The organism is Streptomyces orinoci (genome assembly GCF_003121295.1).
GTDB lineage: Bacteria > Actinomycetota > Actinomycetes > Streptomycetales > Streptomycetaceae > Streptomyces > Streptomyces orinoci.
The window spans coordinates 608,547-627,629 of sequence record NZ_PHNC01000031.1 but is presented as its reverse complement, the minus strand read 5'-3'; the positions used below and the strand labels follow the sequence as shown (position 1 = coordinate 627,629).

The window sequence follows — 19,083 nt, the reverse complement described above, 5'->3', positions numbered from 1 at the left end:
GCTGATCCCTCTGTGCGGCGGGGCGGCGGGCAGCTGGGCGGGTGGCAGGCCGGAAACGCGGGGATGAAGAGATACGGAGATACGGAGCGTATCCGGCCGGACACCCTGGTCGCTGGCCCTGGGGCCACAGGTCGCCTCGTAAGAGTGAGAATCACCCGGGCTGCGGTGTACAGCCCCCCGGCTGTGTTTACCGGGCGGATGGATGCCTGCCGGGCGGAGCGGCGGAGCTCAGCCGGCCCGGAGGGCCACCGTCATCGCCTCCACGGCGAGCAGCGGGGCCACATTGCGGTCCAGCGCCCGGCGGCAGGCGCTGATCGCCTCGATCCGGCGCAGGGTGGCCTCCGGCCGGGAGTCGCGGGCGATACGGTCCAGCGCCTCGCGGGCCTCGGCGTTGGCCAGCTGCACCCCGGAACCCAGCTGTATGGCCAGCACATCGCGGTAGAAGCCGGTGAGATCGGTCAGCGCGAGGTCGAGGCTGTCGCGCTGGGTGCGGGTGGCGCGGCGCTTCTGCTTGTCCTGCAGCTCCTTCATGGCGCCCGCGGTGCCGCGCGGCAGCCGGCCGCCGGTGCCCGCCGCGGCGCCGAGCGCGGCGCGCAGCTCCTCGGTCTCCTTGGCGTCGATCTCCTCGGCGACCTGCTTGGCGTCCTCGGCGGCCGCGTCGATCAGCTCCTGGGCCGCCTTGAGGCAGCCGCCCAGGTCGGCGACCCGGAGCGGCAGCCGGAGCACGGCGGCGCGCCGGGCCCGGGCCCGTTCGTCGGTGGCCAGCCGACGGGCCCTGCCGATATGGCCCTGGGTGGCGCGGGCACACTGGGCCGCCAGCTCCGGGGCGATGCCATCCCGGCGGACCAGGACCTCGGCCACCGCCTCGGCGGAGGGCGTACGGAGGATCAGCGAGCGGCAGCGGGAGCGGATGGTGGGCAGCACATCCTCCAGGGAGGGGGCGCACAGCAGCCAGACGGTGCGCGGGGCGGGCTCCTCCACCGCCTTGAGCAGGACATTGCCCGCGCCCTCGGTGAGCCGGTCGGCATCCTCCAGGACGATCACCTGCCAGCGGCCGCCGGCCGGGGACAGCTGGGCGCGCCGGACCAGGTCGCGGGTCTCCTTGACGCCGATGGAGAGCAGGTCGGTACGGACCACCTCGACATCGGCGTGGGTGCCGACCAGGGCGGTGTGGCAGCCGTCGCAGAAGCCGCAGCCGGGGGCGCCGCTCAGGGCGCGGTCCGGACTGAGGCACTGCAGGGCGGCGGCAAAGGCCCGGGCGGCGGTGGCCCGGCCGGAGCCGGGCGGGCCGGTGAACAGCCAGGCGTGGGTCATCCGGGAGCCGGACAGCTCCGCAGGCTCGCCGGCCGCCTCGGCGGTGACCAGGGCGTCGGCGTCCCGGGCGGCGGCCGAGAGCTGCTCGATCACCCGGTCCTGACCGACCAGGTCGTCCCATACCGCCATGGCTGTCTCCCCGCCGTTCCTCGCTGTGCTGCCGACCGCGTCCCCCATTGTGGGACACCCCACTGACAGTGGGGACGCGATCAGTTCCCGGCGGTCACTTCTCCGGTGATCACTTCTCCGGTGATCACTTCTCGTCGCGGCGGCCGAAGAGGTCGTCGGCGAGCGAGGGCTGCTCCCCGGTCTCCTCCTGGGACCAGCCCGGGCGGCGCCGCGGCTTGCGGTCCTCGACCCGCGGCAGTTCCCGGGTGCGGTCGCCGTCGGCGGCGTCCCGCGGGGCCTGCGGCTCGGGAGCCTGCCTGGGGTCCTCGGGGCGGAACAGCCAGTCGGGCACCCGCTCCACCGGGTCCTCGGGGCGGGCGGGCGCGGCGGGGCGGCGCGCCGGCCCGGCGGCCTTCGCGCCCGCGTCGGCCTTCTTGCCCGCGCTCTTTCCGGCGTCACTCGCGGCCGCGTTCCCGGCCTCGTTCCCGGAGGGCACGCCCCAGGTGACGCGCTGCTGGGCCGGGCCGGCGCCGCGTACCGGGGGCAGCACCGTGGTCTCGTCCTCGGCGGCGGCGCCCCACGGGCCCTCCCGCGGGTCGCGCCGGTGTACCACCGGGGTCTCCACGGTGAGGGTCTCATCGGTGTCCCGCATACCGGCCCGCTCGCGCGGGTCCGGGCGGTGTACGGAGGGCATGACCTCGGTCTCGGCGGCGGGCTCGGCGCCCCGCACGGACGGCAGAACCTCCGTCTCGGCAGCGGGCTCCACGCCCCGTACCGGCGGCAGAACCTCCGTCTCGGCAGCGGGCTCCACGCCCCGTACCGGCGGCAGAACCTCCGTCTCGGCGGCGGGCTCGGCACCTCGTACGGAGGGCATGACCTCCGTCTCAGCGGCGGCCTCGGCGCCCCGCACCGGCGGCAGAACCTCCGTCTCGGCCGCGCCCGGACGCGGCAGGACCTCGGTCCGTTCACCCTCGTCCGCCCGGTTCACCGGCAAGGTCTCGGTCCGCTCCGAGTCGGCGTGCTCCCGACCTGCTTCCGGCGCCGCCTTGCGCAACGACGGTCGCCCGGCGGAACCGGATGCGACGGCCGCGTCCCCAGCACCGGAAACACCGGCACCGGCATCACCACCAGCACCGGAAACACCCGCCCCAGCCGCCGCCTCCGCCTCGGCCGCCAGCCGGGCCTCCTCGGCACGCAGCAGCGCCTCCTCCGCCTTGCGCTGCTTCTCCAGGCGTCGTTCCTCCGCCTCGGCGCGCAGCCGCGCCTCCTCCTCGGCCTGCTTGCGCAGCCGTTCCTGCTCGGCGGCCCGGGCGCGCTCCTCCGCCTCGCGGCGCTTGCGCTCCTCCTCCACGCGGCGGCGGGTCTCCTCGGCGCGCTTGCGCGCCTCCTCGGCCTGGCGCTCGGCCTCGCGGCGCTGGGCCTCCTCCTGCTCGCGGCGCCTGCGCTCCTCTTCCTCCGCGCGCAGCCTGGCCAGCTGCTCCTGGCGTTCGCGCTCCAGCCGCTCCTCCTCGGCCTTGCGCGCCGCCTCCTCCTCCGCCTTGCGGCGGGCTTCCTCCTCGGCCGCCTTACGGGCCTCCTCGCGGGCCTTGACCTCGGCCGCGGAGAGCGGCAGCACCCGGTCCAGGTGGTGCCGTACCACGGTGGTGACCTCGTCCGGCTGCTGCCCGGCGTCCACCACCAGGTAGCGCGCCGGGTCGGCGGCGGCCAGGGTCAGGAACCCGGTCCGTACCCGCTGGTGGAACTCGGCGGGCTCGGACTCCAGCCGGTCGGGCGCCTCGGTGAAGCGCTCCCGGGCGGTCTCCGGGGAGACGTCCAGCAGCACGGTCAGGTTGGGGACCAGCCCGCCGGTGGCCCAGCGGTTGATCCGGGCGATCTCGGTGGGCGACAGGTCGCGTCCGGCGCCCTGGTAGGCGACGGAGGAGTCGATATAGCGGTCGGTGATCACCACCGCGCCGCGGGCCAGTGCCGGGCGGACCAGGGAGTCCACATGCTCGGCCCGGTCGGCCGCGTACAGCAGCGCCTCCGCCCGGTCGGAGAGACCGGCCGAGGAGACGTCCAGCAGGATGGCGCGCAGCCGCTTGCCGATGGGGGTGGCACCCGGCTCGCGGGTGACCACCACCTCATGGCCCTTGCCGCGGATCCACTCGGCGATGGCCTGTACCTGGGTGGACTTGCCGGCGCCGTCGCCGCCCTCGAAGGCGATGAAGAATCCGGTGCTCGCGGGCGCCTGGTCCGGGTCGCCGCCGCGCACCACGTCCAGCAGGTCGCGGTGGACGGGCACGCCATGCCGGTCGTCGGTCTTGCCCAGCACCAGCGCGGCCACCGGCAGCAGCAGCGCGCCGATCAGCATCAGGGTGAAGGCGGCGCCGCCGTGTGCGAAGACCACGCCGCCGCCGGCCAGGCGGTGCGGTCCGATCACCGCGGCCAGCACCGGTGCGGCCACCGCGCCCAGTGCCACGGTCACCCGGACCACGGCGTGCAGATGCTCGGTGAGGCGGGCCCGGCGAGCCTCCTCGGTCTCCTGGTCCAGCAGGTGATGGCCGGTGGCCGCGGCCACTCCGGCGGCCACCCCGGCCAGCAGCATCAGCAGCAGCACCGTGGTGGCGTCCGGCACCAGACCGGCGGCCAGCAGCGCCAGGCCGGTGAGGGCCAGCGCCAGGGCCAGCAGCCGGCGCCGGGAGAAGCCGGGCAGCACCCTGACCGCGGCGCGGATGCCCAGCACCGGGCCGCCGCTCAGCGCCAGCGCCAGCAGCGCGAAGTCCGCCGGGCCACCCGCCATGTCCATGGCCTGCAGCACGGCCACTCCCGCCGCCGCGGCGATCGCCCCGGCCACCGCCGCGCAGGCCAGGACCAGGACCGGGATGGCGCCGGTACGGCCGGTGTCCGGGTGCTGTCCATGCCGGGGACGGCGCAGGCCCTGGAGCGGGGAGCGCACGGGTACGGTCTCCGCGCCGGGCAGCAGCAGGAAGTAGAGGATCACCGCGGAGGCGGTGAACAGCGCGGCGCCCAGATAGCTGCCCAGCGCCGCCTGGTGCAGGTCAAACCAGTCCAGCCAGACGGCCAGCAGCTTGCCCAGCAGGGTGACCAGCAGCAGAGCCGCGGCGGCCAGCGGCAGGGCCACAAAGGAGGTACGCAGCCACAGCCGGCGCAGGGCGTCCAGATGGTCCGGCAGCGGGCGCACCGCGTCGCCCTCCGGCGGCGGGGCGGGCAGCAGCGCGGGCGCGGCGGCGTCCTTGGCCGCCGTCCAGACGCGCTCGGCCACGCCCAGCAGGAAGGCCGAGACCAGCAGCACCGGCAGGGCCTTGTCATGGCTGAAGTCGATCCACACCGGGGCCACGGCCAGCAGCAGGGCCCGTACCGCGTCCGCGCCGACCATGGTCCAGCGGCGGTCCAGCCGGCCGCCGGCGCCGAGCAGCGAGGAGAGCGGGCCCAGCAGAACGGCCCCGAAGAGCAGCGCGGCCACCAGCCGGACGCCGATCACGGCCGCCACGGCCAGCGCGACCCCGCGATAGCCGCCGCCGAAGGCCCCGGCCACGGCCGCCGCCTGCAGTCCCAGCAGCACCATCACCAGCAGGCCCAGGGCATCACCGACCCCGCCCGCCAGCTGTGCGCTCCACAACTGCTTGAGGGAGGGGGTGCGCAACAAGGCCCGTACGGCACGCTCGCGGGAGTCCGCGGCCAGTGCCCCGGACATCGAGGTCACCTCGGTTGGCTGCTCGGCTCGCGTCATCCTGCCAGCCTATCCGGAGCGCTCGCGTACCGGTCACCAGTGCGACAAGGCGGGCGGCACCCCGGAATCCGGAGTGCCGCCCGCCCGCGTTTCTCCCGCCCTACTCCGCCGCGGCGGTGGCCTTCGCGGCGGTCTTGGCGGTGGCCGTCTTCTTGGCGGTGGTGGTCTTCTTGGCCGCCGTGGTCTTGGCCGCCGTCTTCTTCGCCGCCGTGGTCTTCTTCGCGGCGGTCTTCTTGGCCGTGGTCTTCTTGGCGGCCGCCTTCTTGGCCGGAGCCTTCTTGGCGGCGGTCTTCTTGGCCGGGCCCTTGGCGCGCTTCTCCGCCAGCAGCTCGTAGCCGCGCTCCGGGGTGATGGTCTCCACGTCGTCGTCCCGGCGCAGCGTGGCGTTGGTCTCGCCATCGGTGACATACGGGCCGAAGCGGCCGTCCTTGACCACCACCGGCCGCTCGCTGACCGGGTCGGTGCCCAGCTCCTTCAGCGGCGGCTTGGCCGCGGCCCGCCCGCGCTGCTTGGGCTGGGCGTAGATGGCCAGGGCCTCCTCCAGCGTGATGCTGAAGATCTGGTCCTCGCTCTCCAGCGAGCGCGAGTCGGTGCCCTTCTTCAGGTACGGGCCATAGCGGCCGTTCTGCGCGGTGATCTCCACGCCTTCGGCGTCGGTGCCGACCACGCGCGGCAGCGACATCAGCCTGAGCGCGTCCTCCAGGGTCACCGTGTCCAGCGCCATCGACTTGAACAGCGAGGCGGTACGCGCCTTGACCGCGTTCTTGCCGGTCTTGGGGGTGCCCTCGGGCAGCACCTCGGTGACATAGGGGCCGTAGCGGCCGTCCTTGGCCACGATCTGGTGGCCGGTCGCCGGGTCGGTGCCCAGGTCGAACTCGCCGCTCGGTCTGGCCAGCAGCTCCTCGGCGTACTCCACGGTCAGCTCGTCCGGCGCCAGGTCACCGGGCACATCGGCCCGCTGGTGGCCCTCGGTGTCCTTCTCGCCGCGCTCGATATAGGGGCCGTAGCGGCCCACCCGCAGCACGATGCCGTTGCCGACCGGGAAGGAGGACACCTCGCGGGCGTCGATCGCGCCCAGGTCGGTGACCAGTTCCTTGAGGCCGCCGAGGTGGTCGCCGTCGCCGTTGCCGGCGTCGGCGGCGCCGCCCTCGGGGCCCTCGCCGAAGTAGAAGCGGCGCAGCCACGGCACGGCCTGGGCCTCACCGCGGGCGATGCGGTCCAGGTCCTCCTCCATGGCGGCGGTGAAGTCGTAGTCCACCAGCCGGCCGAAGTGCTTCTCCAGCAGGTTGACCACGGCGAAGGACAGGAAGGACGGGACCAGAGCCGTGCCCTTCTTGAACACATAGCCGCGGTCCAGGATGGTGCCGATGATCGAGGCGTAGGTGGACGGGCGGCCGATCTCGCGCTCTTCCAGCTCCTTGACCAGGCTCGCCTCGGTGTAGCGGGCCGGGGGCTTGGTGGCGTGGCCGTCGGCGGTGATCTGCTCGGCGGTCAGCGCGTCGCCCTCGGCGACCTGCGGCAGCCGGCGCTCGCGGTCGTCCAGCTCGGCGTTGGGGTCGTCGGCGCCCTCCACATAGGCCTTCATGAAGCCGTGGAAGGTGATGGTCTTGCCGGAGGCGCTGAACTCGGCGTCCCGGCCGTCGGCCGCCCGGCCGCCGATCTTCACGGTGACCGAGTCGCCGACCGCGTCCTTCATCTGGGAGGCGACGGTCCGCTTCCAGATCAGCTCATAGAGCCGGAACTGGTCGCCGGTGAGCCCGGTCTCCGCCGGGGTGCGGAAACGATCACCCGAGGGGCGGATCGCCTCGTGCGCCTCCTGGGCGTTCTTGACCTTGCCCGCGTAGGTGCGCGGCTTCTCCGGCAGGTAGTCGGCCCCGTAGAGCTGGGTGACCTGCGCCCGGGCGGCGGCGACCGCGGTGTCGGACAGGGTCGTGGAGTCCGTACGCATATAGGTGATGAAGCCGTTCTCGTACAGCTTCTGGGCCACCTGCATGGTCGCCTTGGCACCGAAGCCCAGCTTGCGCGAGGCCTCCTGCTGGAGGGTGGTGGTGCGGAAGGGGGCGTAGGGGGAGCGCCGGTAGGGCTTGGACTCCACCGAACGCACCGAGAAGGCGGTGTCCGCCAGGGCGGCGGCCAGCGCACGGGCGTTGGCCTCGTCCAGGTGCAGCACCTGGGCGGCGTCCTTGAGCTGCCCATTGGAGCCGAAGTCCCGGCCCTGGGCGACCCGGCGGCCGTCCACCGAGGCCAGCCGGGCGGCGAAGCTGCCCGGGTCGGAGGCGTCGCCGGTGCGGCCGGTGGAAAAGGTGCCGGTGAGGTCCCAGTACTCGGCGGAACGGAAGGCGATGCGCTCCCGCTCGCGCTCCACCACCAGGCGGGTGGCCACCGACTGCACCCGTCCGGCGGACAGCCGCGGCATGACCTTCTTCCACAGCACGGGGGAGACCTCGTAGCCGTAGAGGCGGTCCAGGATGCGCCGGGTCTCCTGGGCGTCCACCAGCTTCTTGTTCAGCTCGCGCGGGTTGGCCACTGCGGACTGGATGGCGTCCTTGGTGATCTCGTGGAAGACCATCCGGCGGACCGGCACCTTGGGCTTGAGGACCTCCTGGAGGTGCCAGGCGATGGCCTCGCCCTCGCGGTCCTCATCGGTGGCCAGGAAGAGCTCATCGGACTCGGCCAGCAGCCCCTTGAGCTTCTTGACCTGGTCCTTTTTGTCGGCGTTGACCACATAGATGGGCTGGAAGTCGGCATCGACATTCACCCCGAGGCGGGCCCAGGGCTCTCCCTTGTACTTGGCCGGGACCTCGGCCGCACCGTTCGGCAGGTCACGGATGTGCCCGACGCTCGCCTCGACGACGTATCCGGGGCCGAGGTAGCCCTTGATCGTCTTCGCCTTGGCAGGCGACTCGACGATGACGAGTCGGCGGCCGCCGTCTGCGGTCTCGCTGGTCGGGGACAACTTCGCTCTTCTTCCGGTCGGCGCTCGGTACGGGAGTTGCGGTGACGCTGCGGAGTGTGACGGTACATCCCGCCCCCGTGTCAAACGGAGGAAGCCCGCAACGCCACTCGAACGGTAATGTACGTACCAACCAGTACACTAGCCGGTCGCATTCTCCGAAGGTCTTAATGAAGGCTACGTCGCCACCGGGGCTGGTGCCCGGGCTGCCCGATGCGCCGGGGGCCGGCGCACCGGCGGAGGACGGCCGGCGCGCCCCCGCCGGGCGGGGCGACGGACCGGGCGGTCCGCGCCGTTTCGGCTGGCTGGCGGCGGACGAAAAGGCCGGTCGGGGCCACAACCAGGTGCTGCATCCCGTGGAGTCCCGCTATCTGCGCGCCGCCATCGATATGGCGCTGGCCGGACAGTCGGAACGGACCATTACCCAATGGCTGATTCGTGAGGGCATAGCCACGGCCAAGGGCGGGCGGTGGACCAGCACCACCGTGCGCAACATGATCACCAATCCGGCCGTCTGCGGCTACCGGGCGCTGGGCGGTGCCATCGTGCTGGATCCGGACACCGGTGAGCCCAGACGTGGCAGCTGGGAGACGGTGGCGACCCCGGAGGAGTGGAAGCGGCTGTGCGCCCGCTACAACGGCTACTACAAGATCAACCCGGCCGATCTCACCGCTGATCCGGAGCGGGCACGGCGCCCTCGGACCCGCCCGGCGGCCAGGGCGGCCGGGAAGTATCTGCTGTCCGGAATCCTGCGCTGCGGACGGCTGAATCTCTCCGGCCAGGTGTGCGATTCGCCACTGGTCGGAAATCCGGTCAGCAAACGGACCCCGCACGGCTCCTACGCCTGCAACTCGTCCAACTGCCGGGGCCTGGCCCGGCGCATGGACCTGGTGGACCAGCACATCGAACGGCTGGTGGCCCGGGCCCTGGCCGACCGCTGCGGACGGCTGACCCCCGACCACACCCCCTGGCCGGGCGAGCCGGACCTGGACGCGCTACGGGCGGCCGAGCGCCCGCCCGCCCGGCGCATCGAGGAGGCCGAGCGGCAGCGGGAGGCGTATCTGGCCCGGCAGGCCCTGCACAATCTGCTGGCAGGTTTCACCGAGGAGCGCTGGGATGCCCTGGACCTCGCCCAGAAGCGGACGGCGATCGGCGAGGTGCTGCGGGCGGTGGTGATCCGCCCGCTGCCACCGGGCCGCGCCACCCGGGCACCTTTCGACCCCGGCCTGCTGGAACCGGTCTACCGGACGGACAGCCTCTGGGCCGCCCCATAAGGGGCGCGGGGAACTGCGCGCCCAGCCCCCACCGGCCCGCGCCGGACAGGCCACCGGGCGTACGGGCCCCACGAACCGCACCCGGCGCCGGCGAGCCCCGCCCCTCAGTCACCCACCGGCGTCAGAAAGCCCTGCTCCACCAGCAGCCGGATGGACTCCGGCGTACGGTCGCGCAGCAGCACCGGATCCTCCCCCAGCAGCTGGGCGATGGCATCCACGATCCGGCCCGCGCTGAGTGTCCCGTCACAGACCCCGGCGAACCCGGCGCCGACCGTATCCACCTTGGTGGCCCGGCGCATGCCCCGGCCCTGACGGAGCACCACATGCTCCGGGTCCTCCGCGCCGGGCAGCCCGACCTGCTCCTGCACCACCTCATCGGCCAGGCGGAAGCGGGTGCCGAGCAGCGCCGCGTCATCGTGGGCACGCAGGAAGTCCTGCCGCTCGAAGTGGGACCGGATGTGCTCGCCCAGCGGCTGCTCCACCGGGTGCGGCCACTCCTCCACGGTCACCGAGGGACGGTCGGCGCCCGACTTGCGCAGAGTGATCCAGCCGAAGCCGACGCTCTTGGCGCCACGCGCCTCGAACTCCTCCAGCCAGGCGTCATAGCGGGCCGCGTACTCCTCGGGCGTGGTGCGGTGGTCCCCGGCATCCCGCAGCCACAGCTCGGCGTACTGGGCCACATCCTGCACCTCGCGCTGGACGATCCAGGCGTCACAGCCGGCCGGCACCCAGGAGGCCAGCCGCTCCCGCCAGTCCTGCTCGTCCAAGTGCAGCCAGTTGGCCAGGAGTTGGCAGTAGCCGCCGTCATTGAGGTGGCCGGCGGACCGCCGGACCAGCTCCCGGCACAGGTCGTCGCCGCCCATCCCGCCGTCCCGGTAGGTCAGCCGGGCTCCGGGCGAGATCACAAACGGCGGGTTGGAGACGATCAGGTCATAGCGCTCCCCGGCCACCGGCTCGAACAGCGAGCCCCGGCGCAGATCCGAGGCCCGGGCGCCGGAGAGCGCCAGGGTGAGCCGGGCGATGTGCAGGGCGCGGGGGTTGAGGTCGGTGGCGGTGACCCGGCCGGCGTGCTGGGCGGCGTGCAGCGCCTGGATGCCGGAGCCGGTGCCCAGGTCCAGGGCGCTGTCCACCGGGGTGCGTACGGTGATCCCGGCCAGCGTGGTGGAGGCGCCGCCCACGCCGAGGACCAGCTCGGAGCGGTCCACCCCGGCCGGACCGGCCGAGCCGGAGGCGATCCCGCCGGCCCCGCCGACCGCACAGCCGAGGTCGGAGACGATCCACCAGTCCTGCCCCTCCGGCCCGCCGTAGGGACGGACGTCCACACTGGCCCGGACCTTGGAGCCATCGCGCACCAGCCAGCCGTCGGCCAGGCACTCCTCCACCGGCAGCGCGGCCTCGGCCCGTGCGTACTCCACCGGCCGCTGCAGCAGGAACAGCCGGACCAGGGTCTCCAGCGGGCCGTCCCCCCGGGTGGCGCGCAGCGCGGGGACGGTCTCGCTGCGGGCCAGGGCGGCATAGGCGGAGGCGCCCAGCAGATCGAGCAGGCCGTCCGCGGTGAAGGCGGCGGCGAGCAGGGCGTCGCGCAGGCGGGCGGTGCGCGCGGGGTCTTCGGCGGAGGGAAGCGTACTCACGGTCACCATTGTCGCGGGCACCACTGACAACGGCGAAGACCCGGCGCGCAATGCACCGGGTCTTGCGGCCGACGGCGGGTCACTTGGTGGTCGGAGTACCGCTCGCCGAGCTGTTCTTGCAGGCCGGCTGCTTGACCATGGCCTTGCCCACATCGCCGGACTGCAGGTTGTTCAGCGCGTCCTGGCTCTTGCCGGTGAGCTGGCGGATGTCGCTGCCGATGGAGTCCAGGCCGCTGGCGAATTTGGCCTTGTCATTGGTGTTGAGGCCCTCCACCTTCTTCTTCAGCCCGGTGTAGGCGGCGGAGAGGTCATTGAGCGCCTTGACGGCGTTCTTCTGGCTGGTCGCACCGTCCTTGACCGGCGGCGCTCCGGCGTTGTTCACCGCCGAGGCGAGTTCCTTGTAGGCGTCGGCGTTGGCCTGGAAGGCGGCGGAGTCGGTCTGCTGGACCTTCTTGGAGTCCTCCTCCGACTTCATCGAGGCGATCGAGGAGTTGGCGTCCTGGATCTTCTTCACCTGAGGCTGCATCTGGTCGCAGACCTGCTTGGCCCATTTGTCGAGCTTCTTGCCGCTGTCGTCACCGCCGCCGCAACCCGTCAGTGCCAGGACAAGTGCCGCACCGCCGGACAGTGCGGTCAGAAGCTTCTTGTTCACCGGTTCGGTCCCTTCAGTGGCTCTCCGGCCCCGGAACTTACACGTCCAGCGGGTGCCGACCACGAACAGGGCAGGCCCTATGCGGTGATTCGCGCCATTTGCACCAAACTCGGCGTGGTCTTCGCCGCATTCCCGGCGGCGCCTGGCCGGCGCCTCCGGCGACGTCTCCCGGTCACGGACATGGATACGGGCGGCATTGCGCCGCCCGTATCCGCTCGCCGTCCGCCCCGGGTCAGGACACCACCGCCGGACCGACCGTCTCGGCCGACCGGTCGCCCTCCGCCTCCACCGCGACCCCGCGCCGCTTGGAGACATAGACCGCGCCCACGATGACCACGGCCGCCAGCACCGCCACCGCGATCCGCAGTCCCCGGTTGGCGTCGTCGCCATAGGAGAACTTCACCACCGCCGGGGCGATCAGCAGCGCCACCAGGTTCATCACCTTCAGCAGCGGGTTGATGGCGGGCCCGGCGGTGTCCTTGAAGGGATCGCCCACCGTGTCCCCGATGACGGTGGCCGCATGGGCCTCACTGCCCTTGCCGCCGTGATGCCCGTCCTCCACCAGCTTTTTGGCGTTGTCCCAGGCGCCACCGGAGTTGGCCAGGAAGACAGCCATCAGGGTGCCGGTGCCGATCGCCCCGGCCAGGTACGAACCGAGCGCGCCCACCCCCAGCGAGAAGCCCACCGCGATGGGCGCCATCACCGCCAGCAGTCCGGGCGTGGCCAGTTCGCGCAGCGCGTCCTTGGTGCAGATGTCCACCACCCGGCCGTACTCCGGCTTTTCGCTGTAGTCCATGATCCCGGGGTGTTCGCGGAACTGCCGCCGCACCTCATAGACCACCGAACCCGCCGAACGGGACACGGCGTTGATGGCCAGCCCGGAGAACAGGAAGACCACCGCCGCGCCCAGCACCAGCCCCACCAGGTTGTTGGGCTGCGAGATGTCCAGACTCAGCCCCATGGCACCGGAGTTGGCGTGCACATCGTGCACCGCGGTGGCGATGGCGTCCCGGTACGAGCCGAACAGCGCGGAGGCCGCCAGTACCGCGGTGGCGATGGCGATGCCCTTGGTGATGGCCTTGGTGGTGTTGCCCACCGCGTCCAGGTCGGTGAGCACCTGGGCGCCCGAGCCCTGGACATCACCGGACATCTCGGCGATGCCCTGGGCGTTGTCGGAGACCGGGCCGAAGGTGTCCATGGCGACGATCACCCCGACCGTGGTCAGCAGGCCGGTCCCGGCCAGCGCCACCGCGAACAGCGCCAGCATGATGGAGGAACCGCCCAGCAGAAACGCCCCGTACACCGCCAGCGCGATCAACACCGCGGAGTAGACGGCCGATTCCAGGCCGACCGAGATCCCGGAGAGCACAACGGTGGCCGGGCCGGTGAGCGAGGTCTTGCCGATGTCCCGCACCGGCCGCCGGCTGGTCTCGGTGAAGTAGCCGGTGAGCTGCTGGATCAGCGCCGCCAGCACAATGCCGATGGCCACCGCCACCAGCGCCAGCACCCGGGGATCGCCATGGTGGCCGCGGATGGCCGCGTCCCCCAGCCCCTTCAAGTCGGCGTAGCTGGACGGCAGATAGACGAAGGCCGCCACCGCCACCAGGGCCAGCGAGATCAGCGCGGAGATGAAGAAACCCCGGTTGATGGCGGTCATCCCGCTGCGGTCGGCGCGGCGCGGGGCCACCGCGAAGATGCCGGCCATCGCGGTGAGCACGCCGATGGCCGGGACCAGCAGCGGAAAGGCCAGTCCGGCGTTGCCGAAGGCGGCCTTGCCCAGGATCAGCGCGGCCACCAGGGTCACCGCGTAGGACTCGAAGAGGTCGGCCGCCATGCCCGCGCAGTCGCCCACATTGTCGCCCACATTGTCGGCGATGGTGGCGGCATTGCGCGGATCATCCTCCGGAATGCCCTGCTCCACCTTGCCCACCAGGTCGGCGCCCACATCCGCGGCCTTGGTGAAGATGCCGCCGCCGACCCGCATAAACATCGCCAGCAGGGCCGCGCCGAAGCCAAAGCCCTCCAGCACCTTGGGCGCATCCGCCGCGTACACCAGCACCACACAGGAGGCGCCCAGCAGGCCCAGGCCGACGGTGAACATGCCGACCACACCGCCCGTCCGGAATGCGATCTTCATGGCGTGGTGCGACACCGCCGTCAGATCCCGTTCCGGCTCCCCGGGCGCGGGAGTCGCCTCACGGGCCGCGGCGGCCACCCGCACATTGCTGCGCACCGCCAGCCACATGCCGATATATCCGGTGGCCGCCGAGAAGAGCGCGCCCACCAGGAAGAAGGCCGAACGCCCCAGCCGCTGCGACCAGTTGTCGGCGGGCAGCAGCATCAGCAGGAAGAAGACCGCCACGGCGAACACGCCGAGGGTGCGCAACTGCCGGGCCAGATAGGCGTTGGCGCCCTCCTGGACCGCCGCGGCGATTCTCCTCATGCTGTCGGTGCCCTCGTCCGCGGCAAGCACCTGCCGCACCAGCATCACGGCCACCACGAGCGCCGCGAGCGCGACGGCCGCGATGACGATCACGATGGTGCGGTTGCCGCCGGTGAGTTCGACCGCGAGATTCTGAGTGAAGTCCACCTGTTCAGGGGTGAAGTGCCCCGCCATTCGTCCTCCTTAGACGTTTGGCACATGGGCGCGCGGCCGCACCGCGACGACGGAACAGCCGCCACGCTCAGGCGTCCTGAGCTCAAGATGGACGGATTGTAGGGAGCATGGCGAGATCAGAAACAGTACGCCGTAATGGAATGAGCCTGCGGCCGGTGAAAGCCGGGTGAACACCCCGCGCGGCCGCCATGGGGGCCGGGTGAAGACCGGCCGCGAAAACCGTCTCCGACAACGATCTCCGGGAAATACCGCGCCACCCGCCCGCCGACCTAGGCGGGGTACCGGCACCGTCGCCGACTACCGCCAACTCGGCAGTGGCGTCTGCCGCATATGACGTAGCTGCCGCTACGTTCCGGCGCCGGCGCGCTAGGGAACCACGGACGCCGGGGTGGTCGGCCAGCTCATCCGGATCACGCCCCCGCTCTCGCCCGCCGTCACCTCGACGTCGTCCACCAGACCGCTGATCACGGCGAGGCCCATCTCATCGTCCCCGTCCGCGCCGGCCTCCTCGGCGGCACCCGCCGCGCCTCCGGCGACGGCCTCGACGGCGACCGCCCGCGGAGCGTCGTCCCCCACCTCGATGGAGAACTTCTTCTCCTCCTCGATCAGCACCACCCGGACCGGCGTGGGGATCTCATTGCTGGCGTGCAGGCCCACCGCCCGGGAGCACGCCTCGCCGACGGCGAGCCGTACCTCGTCCAGCACGGCCTCGTCCACCCCGGCCCGGCGCGCCACCGCGGCCGCCACCAGACGGGCGGTACGGACGTGCTCGGGAAGGGCACTGAAAAGCAGTTCGACGGTGGCCATGCCATCCCCCTCAGGCGTACGTGCCCGGGCTCCCGCCAGGGGGACCGGGCCAGCTCACGGAGGCACCGAGCCCCGCGGCCCGGAACCCCCGTGTGACGATGTCGTCCGGCGACCGTCAGTCGGTCGCGGACACCGCGTCATCGACCGAGGTGTGGATCGGGAACACCTTGGTCAGACCGGTGATACGGAAAATCTTCAGAATGCGCTCCTGGTTGCACACCAGACGCAGCGAGCCCTCATGCGCACGTACCCGCTTCAGGCCGCCGACCAGAACGCCGAGACCGGTCGAGTCGAGGAAGTCGACACGCTCCATGTCCACCACAAGGTGGTAGTTGCCGTCGTTGACAAGCTCGACCAGCTGCTCACGCAGCTTGGGCGCGGTGTACACATCAATCTCGCCACCGACCTCGACGACCGTTCGGTCGCCTACGGTCCGGGTCGACAGGGACAGGTCCACGGATCCTCCAGCACCTTGCATCGAGCGGTCGCCCCCCATGGATCGGCAGCCGCGATGGCATTCAATCACTTACCGGCAGGCGCGCACGACGCCTTGGGGCCATTGTCCGTCACGCCAGTGACACACTCGATGTCGATGGCTCACGATCAACTCCCGCCGCAGGCGGGCGTACATCCCGCTCCCCGGGCGATCCTCGACCGACTCGCCACCGGGCCAGGCCGGGCTGCACGCATCACTCATACGGAGCACTTGCCCCCTCGTCCCGGACGTCATGCCCCCTGGCCGGAGAAGATCCGGCCGGAGGTCACCGAGGCCATCCGGGCCGCCGGAATCGCCCGCCCCTGGGCCCATCAGGCGGCCACCGCGGAGCACGCCCTGCGCGGCGAGTCGGCGGTGGTGGCCACCGGCACCGCCTCCGGCAAGTCGCTGGCCTATCTGGCGCCGGTGCTGAGCACCCTGCTGGACGGCTCCGAGGCTCCCAACGGGCGCGGCACCACCGCGCTCTACCTCGCCCCCACCAAGGCGCTCGCCGCCGACCAGCGGCGCGCCGTCCAGGAACTGGCCGCCCCGCTGGGCAAGGCGGTCCGCCCCGCCGTCTACGACGGCGACACCCCGGTCGAGGAGCGGGAGTGGGTGCGGCAGTACGCCAACTATGTGCTCACCAACCCCGACATGCTGCACCGCTCCATCCTGCCCGCCCACCCCAGATGGGCCTCCTTCCTGCGCGCCCTGCGCTTTGTGGTCATCGACGAGTGCCACAGCTACCGGGGGGTCTTCGGCTCCCATGTGGCCCAGGTGCTGCGCCGGCTGCGCCGCCTCTGCGCCCGCTATGGATCCGAGCCGGTCTTCCTGCTGGCCTCCGCCACCGCCTCCGAACCGGCCGTCTCCGCCGGCCGGCTCACCGGAGTCCCGGTGGCCGAGGTCACCGAGAACGCCTCCCCGCGCGGCGAGGTGGTCTTCGCCCTGTGGGAGCCGCCGCTCACCGAGCTGCACGGGGAACGCGGCGCACCGGTCCGCCGCACCGCCACCGCCGAGACCGCGGACCTGCTCACCGGCCTCGCCGTCCAGGGGGTGCGCACCGTCGCCTTCACCCGCTCCCGGCGCGGCGCGGAGCTGGTGGCGCTGATAACCCAGGAGCGACTGGCCGCGGTGGACCGTTCCCTCCCCTCCCGGGTCGCCGCCTACCGCGGCGGCTACCTCCCCGAGGAACGCCGGGCCATCGAAGGCGCCCTGCACTCCGGCGAACTGCTGGGCCTGGCCGCCACCTCGGCGCTGGAGCTGGGCATCGACGTCGCCGGCCTGGACGCGGTGCTGCTGGCCGGCTATCCCGGCACCCGCGCCTCCATGTGGCAGCAGGCCGGACGCGCGGGCCGTACCGGCGGGGGCGCGCTGGCCGTCCTGGTGGCCCGGGACGACCCGCTGGACACCTATCTGGTGCACCACCCCGAGGCCCTCTTCGACCAGCCCGTCGAATCCACCGTGCTGGACCCGGACAACCCCTATGTGCTGGCCCCCCACCTGTGCGCGGCGGCCGAGGAACTGCCGCTCGGCGAGGCCGACCTGGCGCTCTTCGGTCCCGAGGCCCCCGGCCTGCTGGCCCAGCTGGAGGCCCGCAAGCTGCTGCGGCGCCGGGGCAGCGTCTGGCACTGGACCCGCCGGGAACGGGCCGCCGACCTCACCGACATCCGGGGCGAGGGCGGCAGGCCCGTCCAGGTGGTGGAGGAGGGCACCGGACGGCTGCTGGGCACGGTGGACGCCGCGGCCGCGCACACCACCGTGCACGAGGGCGCGGTCCACCTCCACCAGGGCCGCAGCTATCTGGTCCGCCGGCTGGACCTGGAGGACTCGGTCGCCCTGGTGGAACAGGCCGACCCGCCGTACTCGACGACCGCCCGGGACACCACCGCCATCTCCATCCTGGAGACCAGCACCGAGATCCCCTGGGGGGATGCCCGGCTGTGTTTCGGCTCGGTCGAGGTCACCAATCAGGTGGTCTCCTTTCTCCGCCGGAAGCTGATCACCGGCGAGGTCCTCGGCGAGTCCAAGCTGGACCTGCCACCGCGTACGCTGCGCACCCGCGCGGTGTGGTGGACGGTCACCGAGGAGCAGCTGGACCAGGCCCGCGTCCACCCCGACGCCCTGGGCGGCGCCCTGCACGCCGCGGAGCACGCCTCCATCGGCCTGCTGCCGCTGTTCGCCACCTGCGACCGGTGGGACATCGGCGGTGTCTCGGTGCCCCTGCACCCGGACACCCTGCTGCCCACGGTGTTCGTCTACGACGGCCACCCCGGCGGAGCGGGCTTCGCCGAGCGGGCCTTCCACACCGCCGCCTCCTGGCTGACGGCCACCCGTGAGGCGATCGCCGCCTGCGAGTGCGAGTCCGGCTGCCCGTCCTGCATCCAGTCCCCCAAGTGCGGCAACGGCAACGACCCGCTGGACAAGAAGGCGGCCATCAGGCTGCTCACCCGGCTGCTGGCCGACGCCCCGCCACGGGAGCCCGGCGGCACCCCGGCGACCGGCGGCAAGGCGGCCGGCTGATCAGGGATCGGCCCGGGGCACGGCGGGCCCGGCCCGGGACCGGGCCCGCACGGCATACGGTCCGGTCCGCGCCTCCGCCGAGACCTCGGCGATCTCGCCGTCCAGCGCACACCGCATCACCCGGGCCCGCTGGGCGGCGGCCACCCGGCGGGCCAGGCCGCAGGCCGCCTCCTCGCCCAGCAGGGCGTGGTCGGCGGCCGCCAGCACGGCCAGGTCCGCCGCGCCGCCCGCCCGGTGCCGGGCCAGCACCGCCTGGCCCATGGCCAGCAGCACCGCGAAGACGGCGCACAGCGCGCCGGCGACCACCGCCGTCCACACCGAGGCGCTTCCGGTGTCACCCCACCGTGTCTTCGGCAAGGGCCACCGCCTCTCCGCCCAGCCGGACCGCCAGCGGCCCGGGCCCGGCCGTCCGGGCCTCGACCCGCACCCGCACCAGGTCCCCCTCCCGGCTCACCGTGATGCCGGCCCCGGCGGGAGCGGCGGACCTCGCCGCCGCCACCGCCACCGCCGGCGGCTCCGAACGGGCCGCGGCGCGAGCCCCGGCCCGGGCCGCGTCCACACACCGGATCTGGGTGCACGCGGCCATCAGCCCCCAGATCAGCGCCATGCCGACCAGCACCAGCGTGGGCAGCGCCAGGGCCGCCTCGGCCGTGACATAGCCCCCGTCGGAACCGTGGCCGCCCTCAGACCGCCGCATGGAGCGCCTTCTCGATGATCGCCTGCAGGGCCGCGCTCACCGCCCCACTGGTGACGATCTTGTAAAGCACCGCCGCCAGGGCGCAGGCGGCCACGGTGCCGACCGCGTACTCCGCCGTGGACATGCCCTGCTCTCCGGCCGACCGCAGCGCGGCCCGCCGCCGCCCCCACCACCGCATAACCATTTCCATCCCCTTGCCTCGATTGCCCGTTCCGGGCCTGGTGTTCTGGTTCTTGGGTCTTTGGATCTCGTGCTCTTGTCATGTGCTCCGGACTGCCGGAGCCACCACGTCGGTCCCGCCCGGC

13 protein-coding genes are annotated in these 19,083 nt (G+C 72.6%); 2 read left to right on the top strand and 11 right to left on the bottom strand.

Features of this window, described 5'->3' with window-relative positions:
* Positions 1-228 precede the first annotated feature (228 nt).
* From CV755_RS25070 to topA, 3 genes are all read right to left on the bottom strand, one after another.
* Positions 229-1,443, bottom strand: coding sequence for a DNA polymerase III subunit delta' (locus CV755_RS25070; protein ID WP_109282540.1), 1,215 nt, complete (start codon positions 1,441-1,443; stop codon positions 229-231).
* Positions 1,444-1,567: 124 nt separating this feature from the next.
* On the bottom strand, positions 1,568-5,152 hold the full coding sequence (tmk, locus tag CV755_RS25065; protein WP_109282539.1) for a dTMP kinase: 3,585 nt from the start codon (positions 5,150-5,152) through the stop codon (positions 1,568-1,570).
* Positions 5,153-5,252: 100 nt separating this feature from the next.
* Entirely contained in the window at positions 5,253-8,108 is a 2,856-nt protein-coding gene (gene topA, locus CV755_RS25060) for a type I DNA topoisomerase (protein WP_109282538.1), read from the bottom strand.
* Positions 8,109-8,275: 167 nt separating this feature from the next.
* Here topA and CV755_RS25055 point away from each other — a divergent pair, with 167 nt between their 5' ends.
* The gene (locus CV755_RS25055; RefSeq protein WP_153068750.1) at positions 8,276-9,379 is read left to right on the top strand and encodes a recombinase family protein; all 1,104 of its coding nucleotides are present in this window, start codon (positions 8,276-8,278) and stop codon (positions 9,377-9,379) included.
* A gap of 104 nt (positions 9,380-9,483) precedes the next feature.
* Here the strand turns inward: CV755_RS25055 and CV755_RS25050 are convergent, their stop codons facing one another.
* From CV755_RS25050 to bldG, 5 genes are all read right to left on the bottom strand, one after another.
* Positions 9,484-11,019, bottom strand: coding sequence for a DUF7059 domain-containing protein (locus tag CV755_RS25050; RefSeq protein WP_193553473.1), 1,536 nt, complete (start codon positions 11,017-11,019; stop codon positions 9,484-9,486).
* Between the two features lie 70 nt (positions 11,020-11,089).
* A complete protein-coding gene (locus CV755_RS25045; RefSeq protein ID WP_109282535.1) occupies positions 11,090-11,662 on the bottom strand; it encodes a small secreted protein in 573 nt (190 codons plus the stop codon).
* 232 nt (positions 11,663-11,894) lie between these two features.
* Positions 11,895-14,279, bottom strand: a complete 2,385-nt coding sequence (locus CV755_RS25040; protein WP_109282534.1) for a sodium-translocating pyrophosphatase — start codon at positions 14,277-14,279, stop codon at positions 11,895-11,897.
* 366 nt (positions 14,280-14,645) lie between these two features.
* On the bottom strand, positions 14,646-15,086 hold the full coding sequence (locus CV755_RS25035) for an ATP-binding protein (protein WP_109282533.1): 441 nt from the start codon (positions 15,084-15,086) through the stop codon (positions 14,646-14,648).
* Positions 15,087-15,201: 115 nt separating this feature from the next.
* Positions 15,202-15,543, bottom strand: coding sequence for an anti-sigma factor antagonist BldG (gene bldG, locus CV755_RS25030; RefSeq protein WP_109282532.1), 342 nt, complete (start codon positions 15,541-15,543; stop codon positions 15,202-15,204).
* Between the two features lie 54 nt (positions 15,544-15,597).
* Here bldG and CV755_RS25025 point away from each other — a divergent pair, with 54 nt between their 5' ends.
* Positions 15,598-18,081, top strand: a complete 2,484-nt coding sequence (locus CV755_RS25025; RefSeq protein ID WP_109282531.1) for a DEAD/DEAH box helicase — start codon at positions 15,598-15,600, stop codon at positions 18,079-18,081.
* On the opposite strand, the gene CV755_RS25020 is transcribed toward CV755_RS25025, so the two are convergent.
* From CV755_RS25020 to CV755_RS25010, 3 genes are read right to left on the bottom strand one after another with little or no spacing between them, the layout of a single operon-like run.
* Positions 18,082-18,438: an Rv3654c family TadE-like protein gene (locus CV755_RS25020; RefSeq protein WP_109282530.1), complete on the bottom strand. Its 357-nt coding sequence runs from the start codon at positions 18,436-18,438 to the stop codon at positions 18,082-18,084.
* Positions 18,416-18,778: a TadE family type IV pilus minor pilin gene (locus tag CV755_RS25015; protein ID WP_109282529.1), complete on the bottom strand. Its 363-nt coding sequence runs from the start codon at positions 18,776-18,778 to the stop codon at positions 18,416-18,418. Before CV755_RS25015 ends, CV755_RS25020 begins: the two co-directional genes overlap by 23 nt.
* Positions 18,765-18,962 (bottom strand): DUF4244 domain-containing protein, encoded by a 198-nt coding sequence (locus tag CV755_RS25010; protein ID WP_164503318.1) that lies wholly within the window; start codon positions 18,960-18,962, stop codon positions 18,765-18,767. Before CV755_RS25010 ends, CV755_RS25015 begins: the two co-directional genes overlap by 14 nt.
* Positions 18,963-19,083 lie beyond the last annotated feature (121 nt).

Coding starts and splice junctions, on each gene's coding strand:
- CV755_RS25070 (WP_109282540.1), bottom strand. CDS start 1,443: ATGGCGGTATGGGACGACCTGGTCGGTCAGGACCGGGTGATCGAGCAG.
- tmk (WP_109282539.1), bottom strand. CDS start 5,152: ATGACGCGAGCCGAGCAGCCAACCGAGGTGACCTCGATGTCCGGGGCA.
- CV755_RS25055 (WP_153068750.1), top strand. CDS start 8,276: ATGAAGGCTACGTCGCCACCGGGGCTGGTGCCCGGGCTGCCCGATGCG.
- CV755_RS25050 (WP_193553473.1), bottom strand. CDS start 11,019: ATGGTGACCGTGAGTACGCTTCCCTCCGCCGAAGACCCCGCGCGCACC.
- CV755_RS25040 (WP_109282534.1), bottom strand. CDS start 14,279: ATGGCGGGGCACTTCACCCCTGAACAGGTGGACTTCACTCAGAATCTC.
- CV755_RS25035 (WP_109282533.1), bottom strand. CDS start 15,086: ATGGCCACCGTCGAACTGCTTTTCAGTGCCCTTCCCGAGCACGTCCGT.
- CV755_RS25025 (WP_109282531.1), top strand. CDS start 15,598: ATGGCATTCAATCACTTACCGGCAGGCGCGCACGACGCCTTGGGGCCA.
- CV755_RS25015 (WP_109282529.1), bottom strand. CDS start 18,778: ATGCGGCGGTCTGAGGGCGGCCACGGTTCCGACGGGGGCTATGTCACG.
- CV755_RS25010 (WP_164503318.1), bottom strand. CDS start 18,962: ATGGTTATGCGGTGGTGGGGGCGGCGGCGGGCCGCGCTGCGGTCGGCC.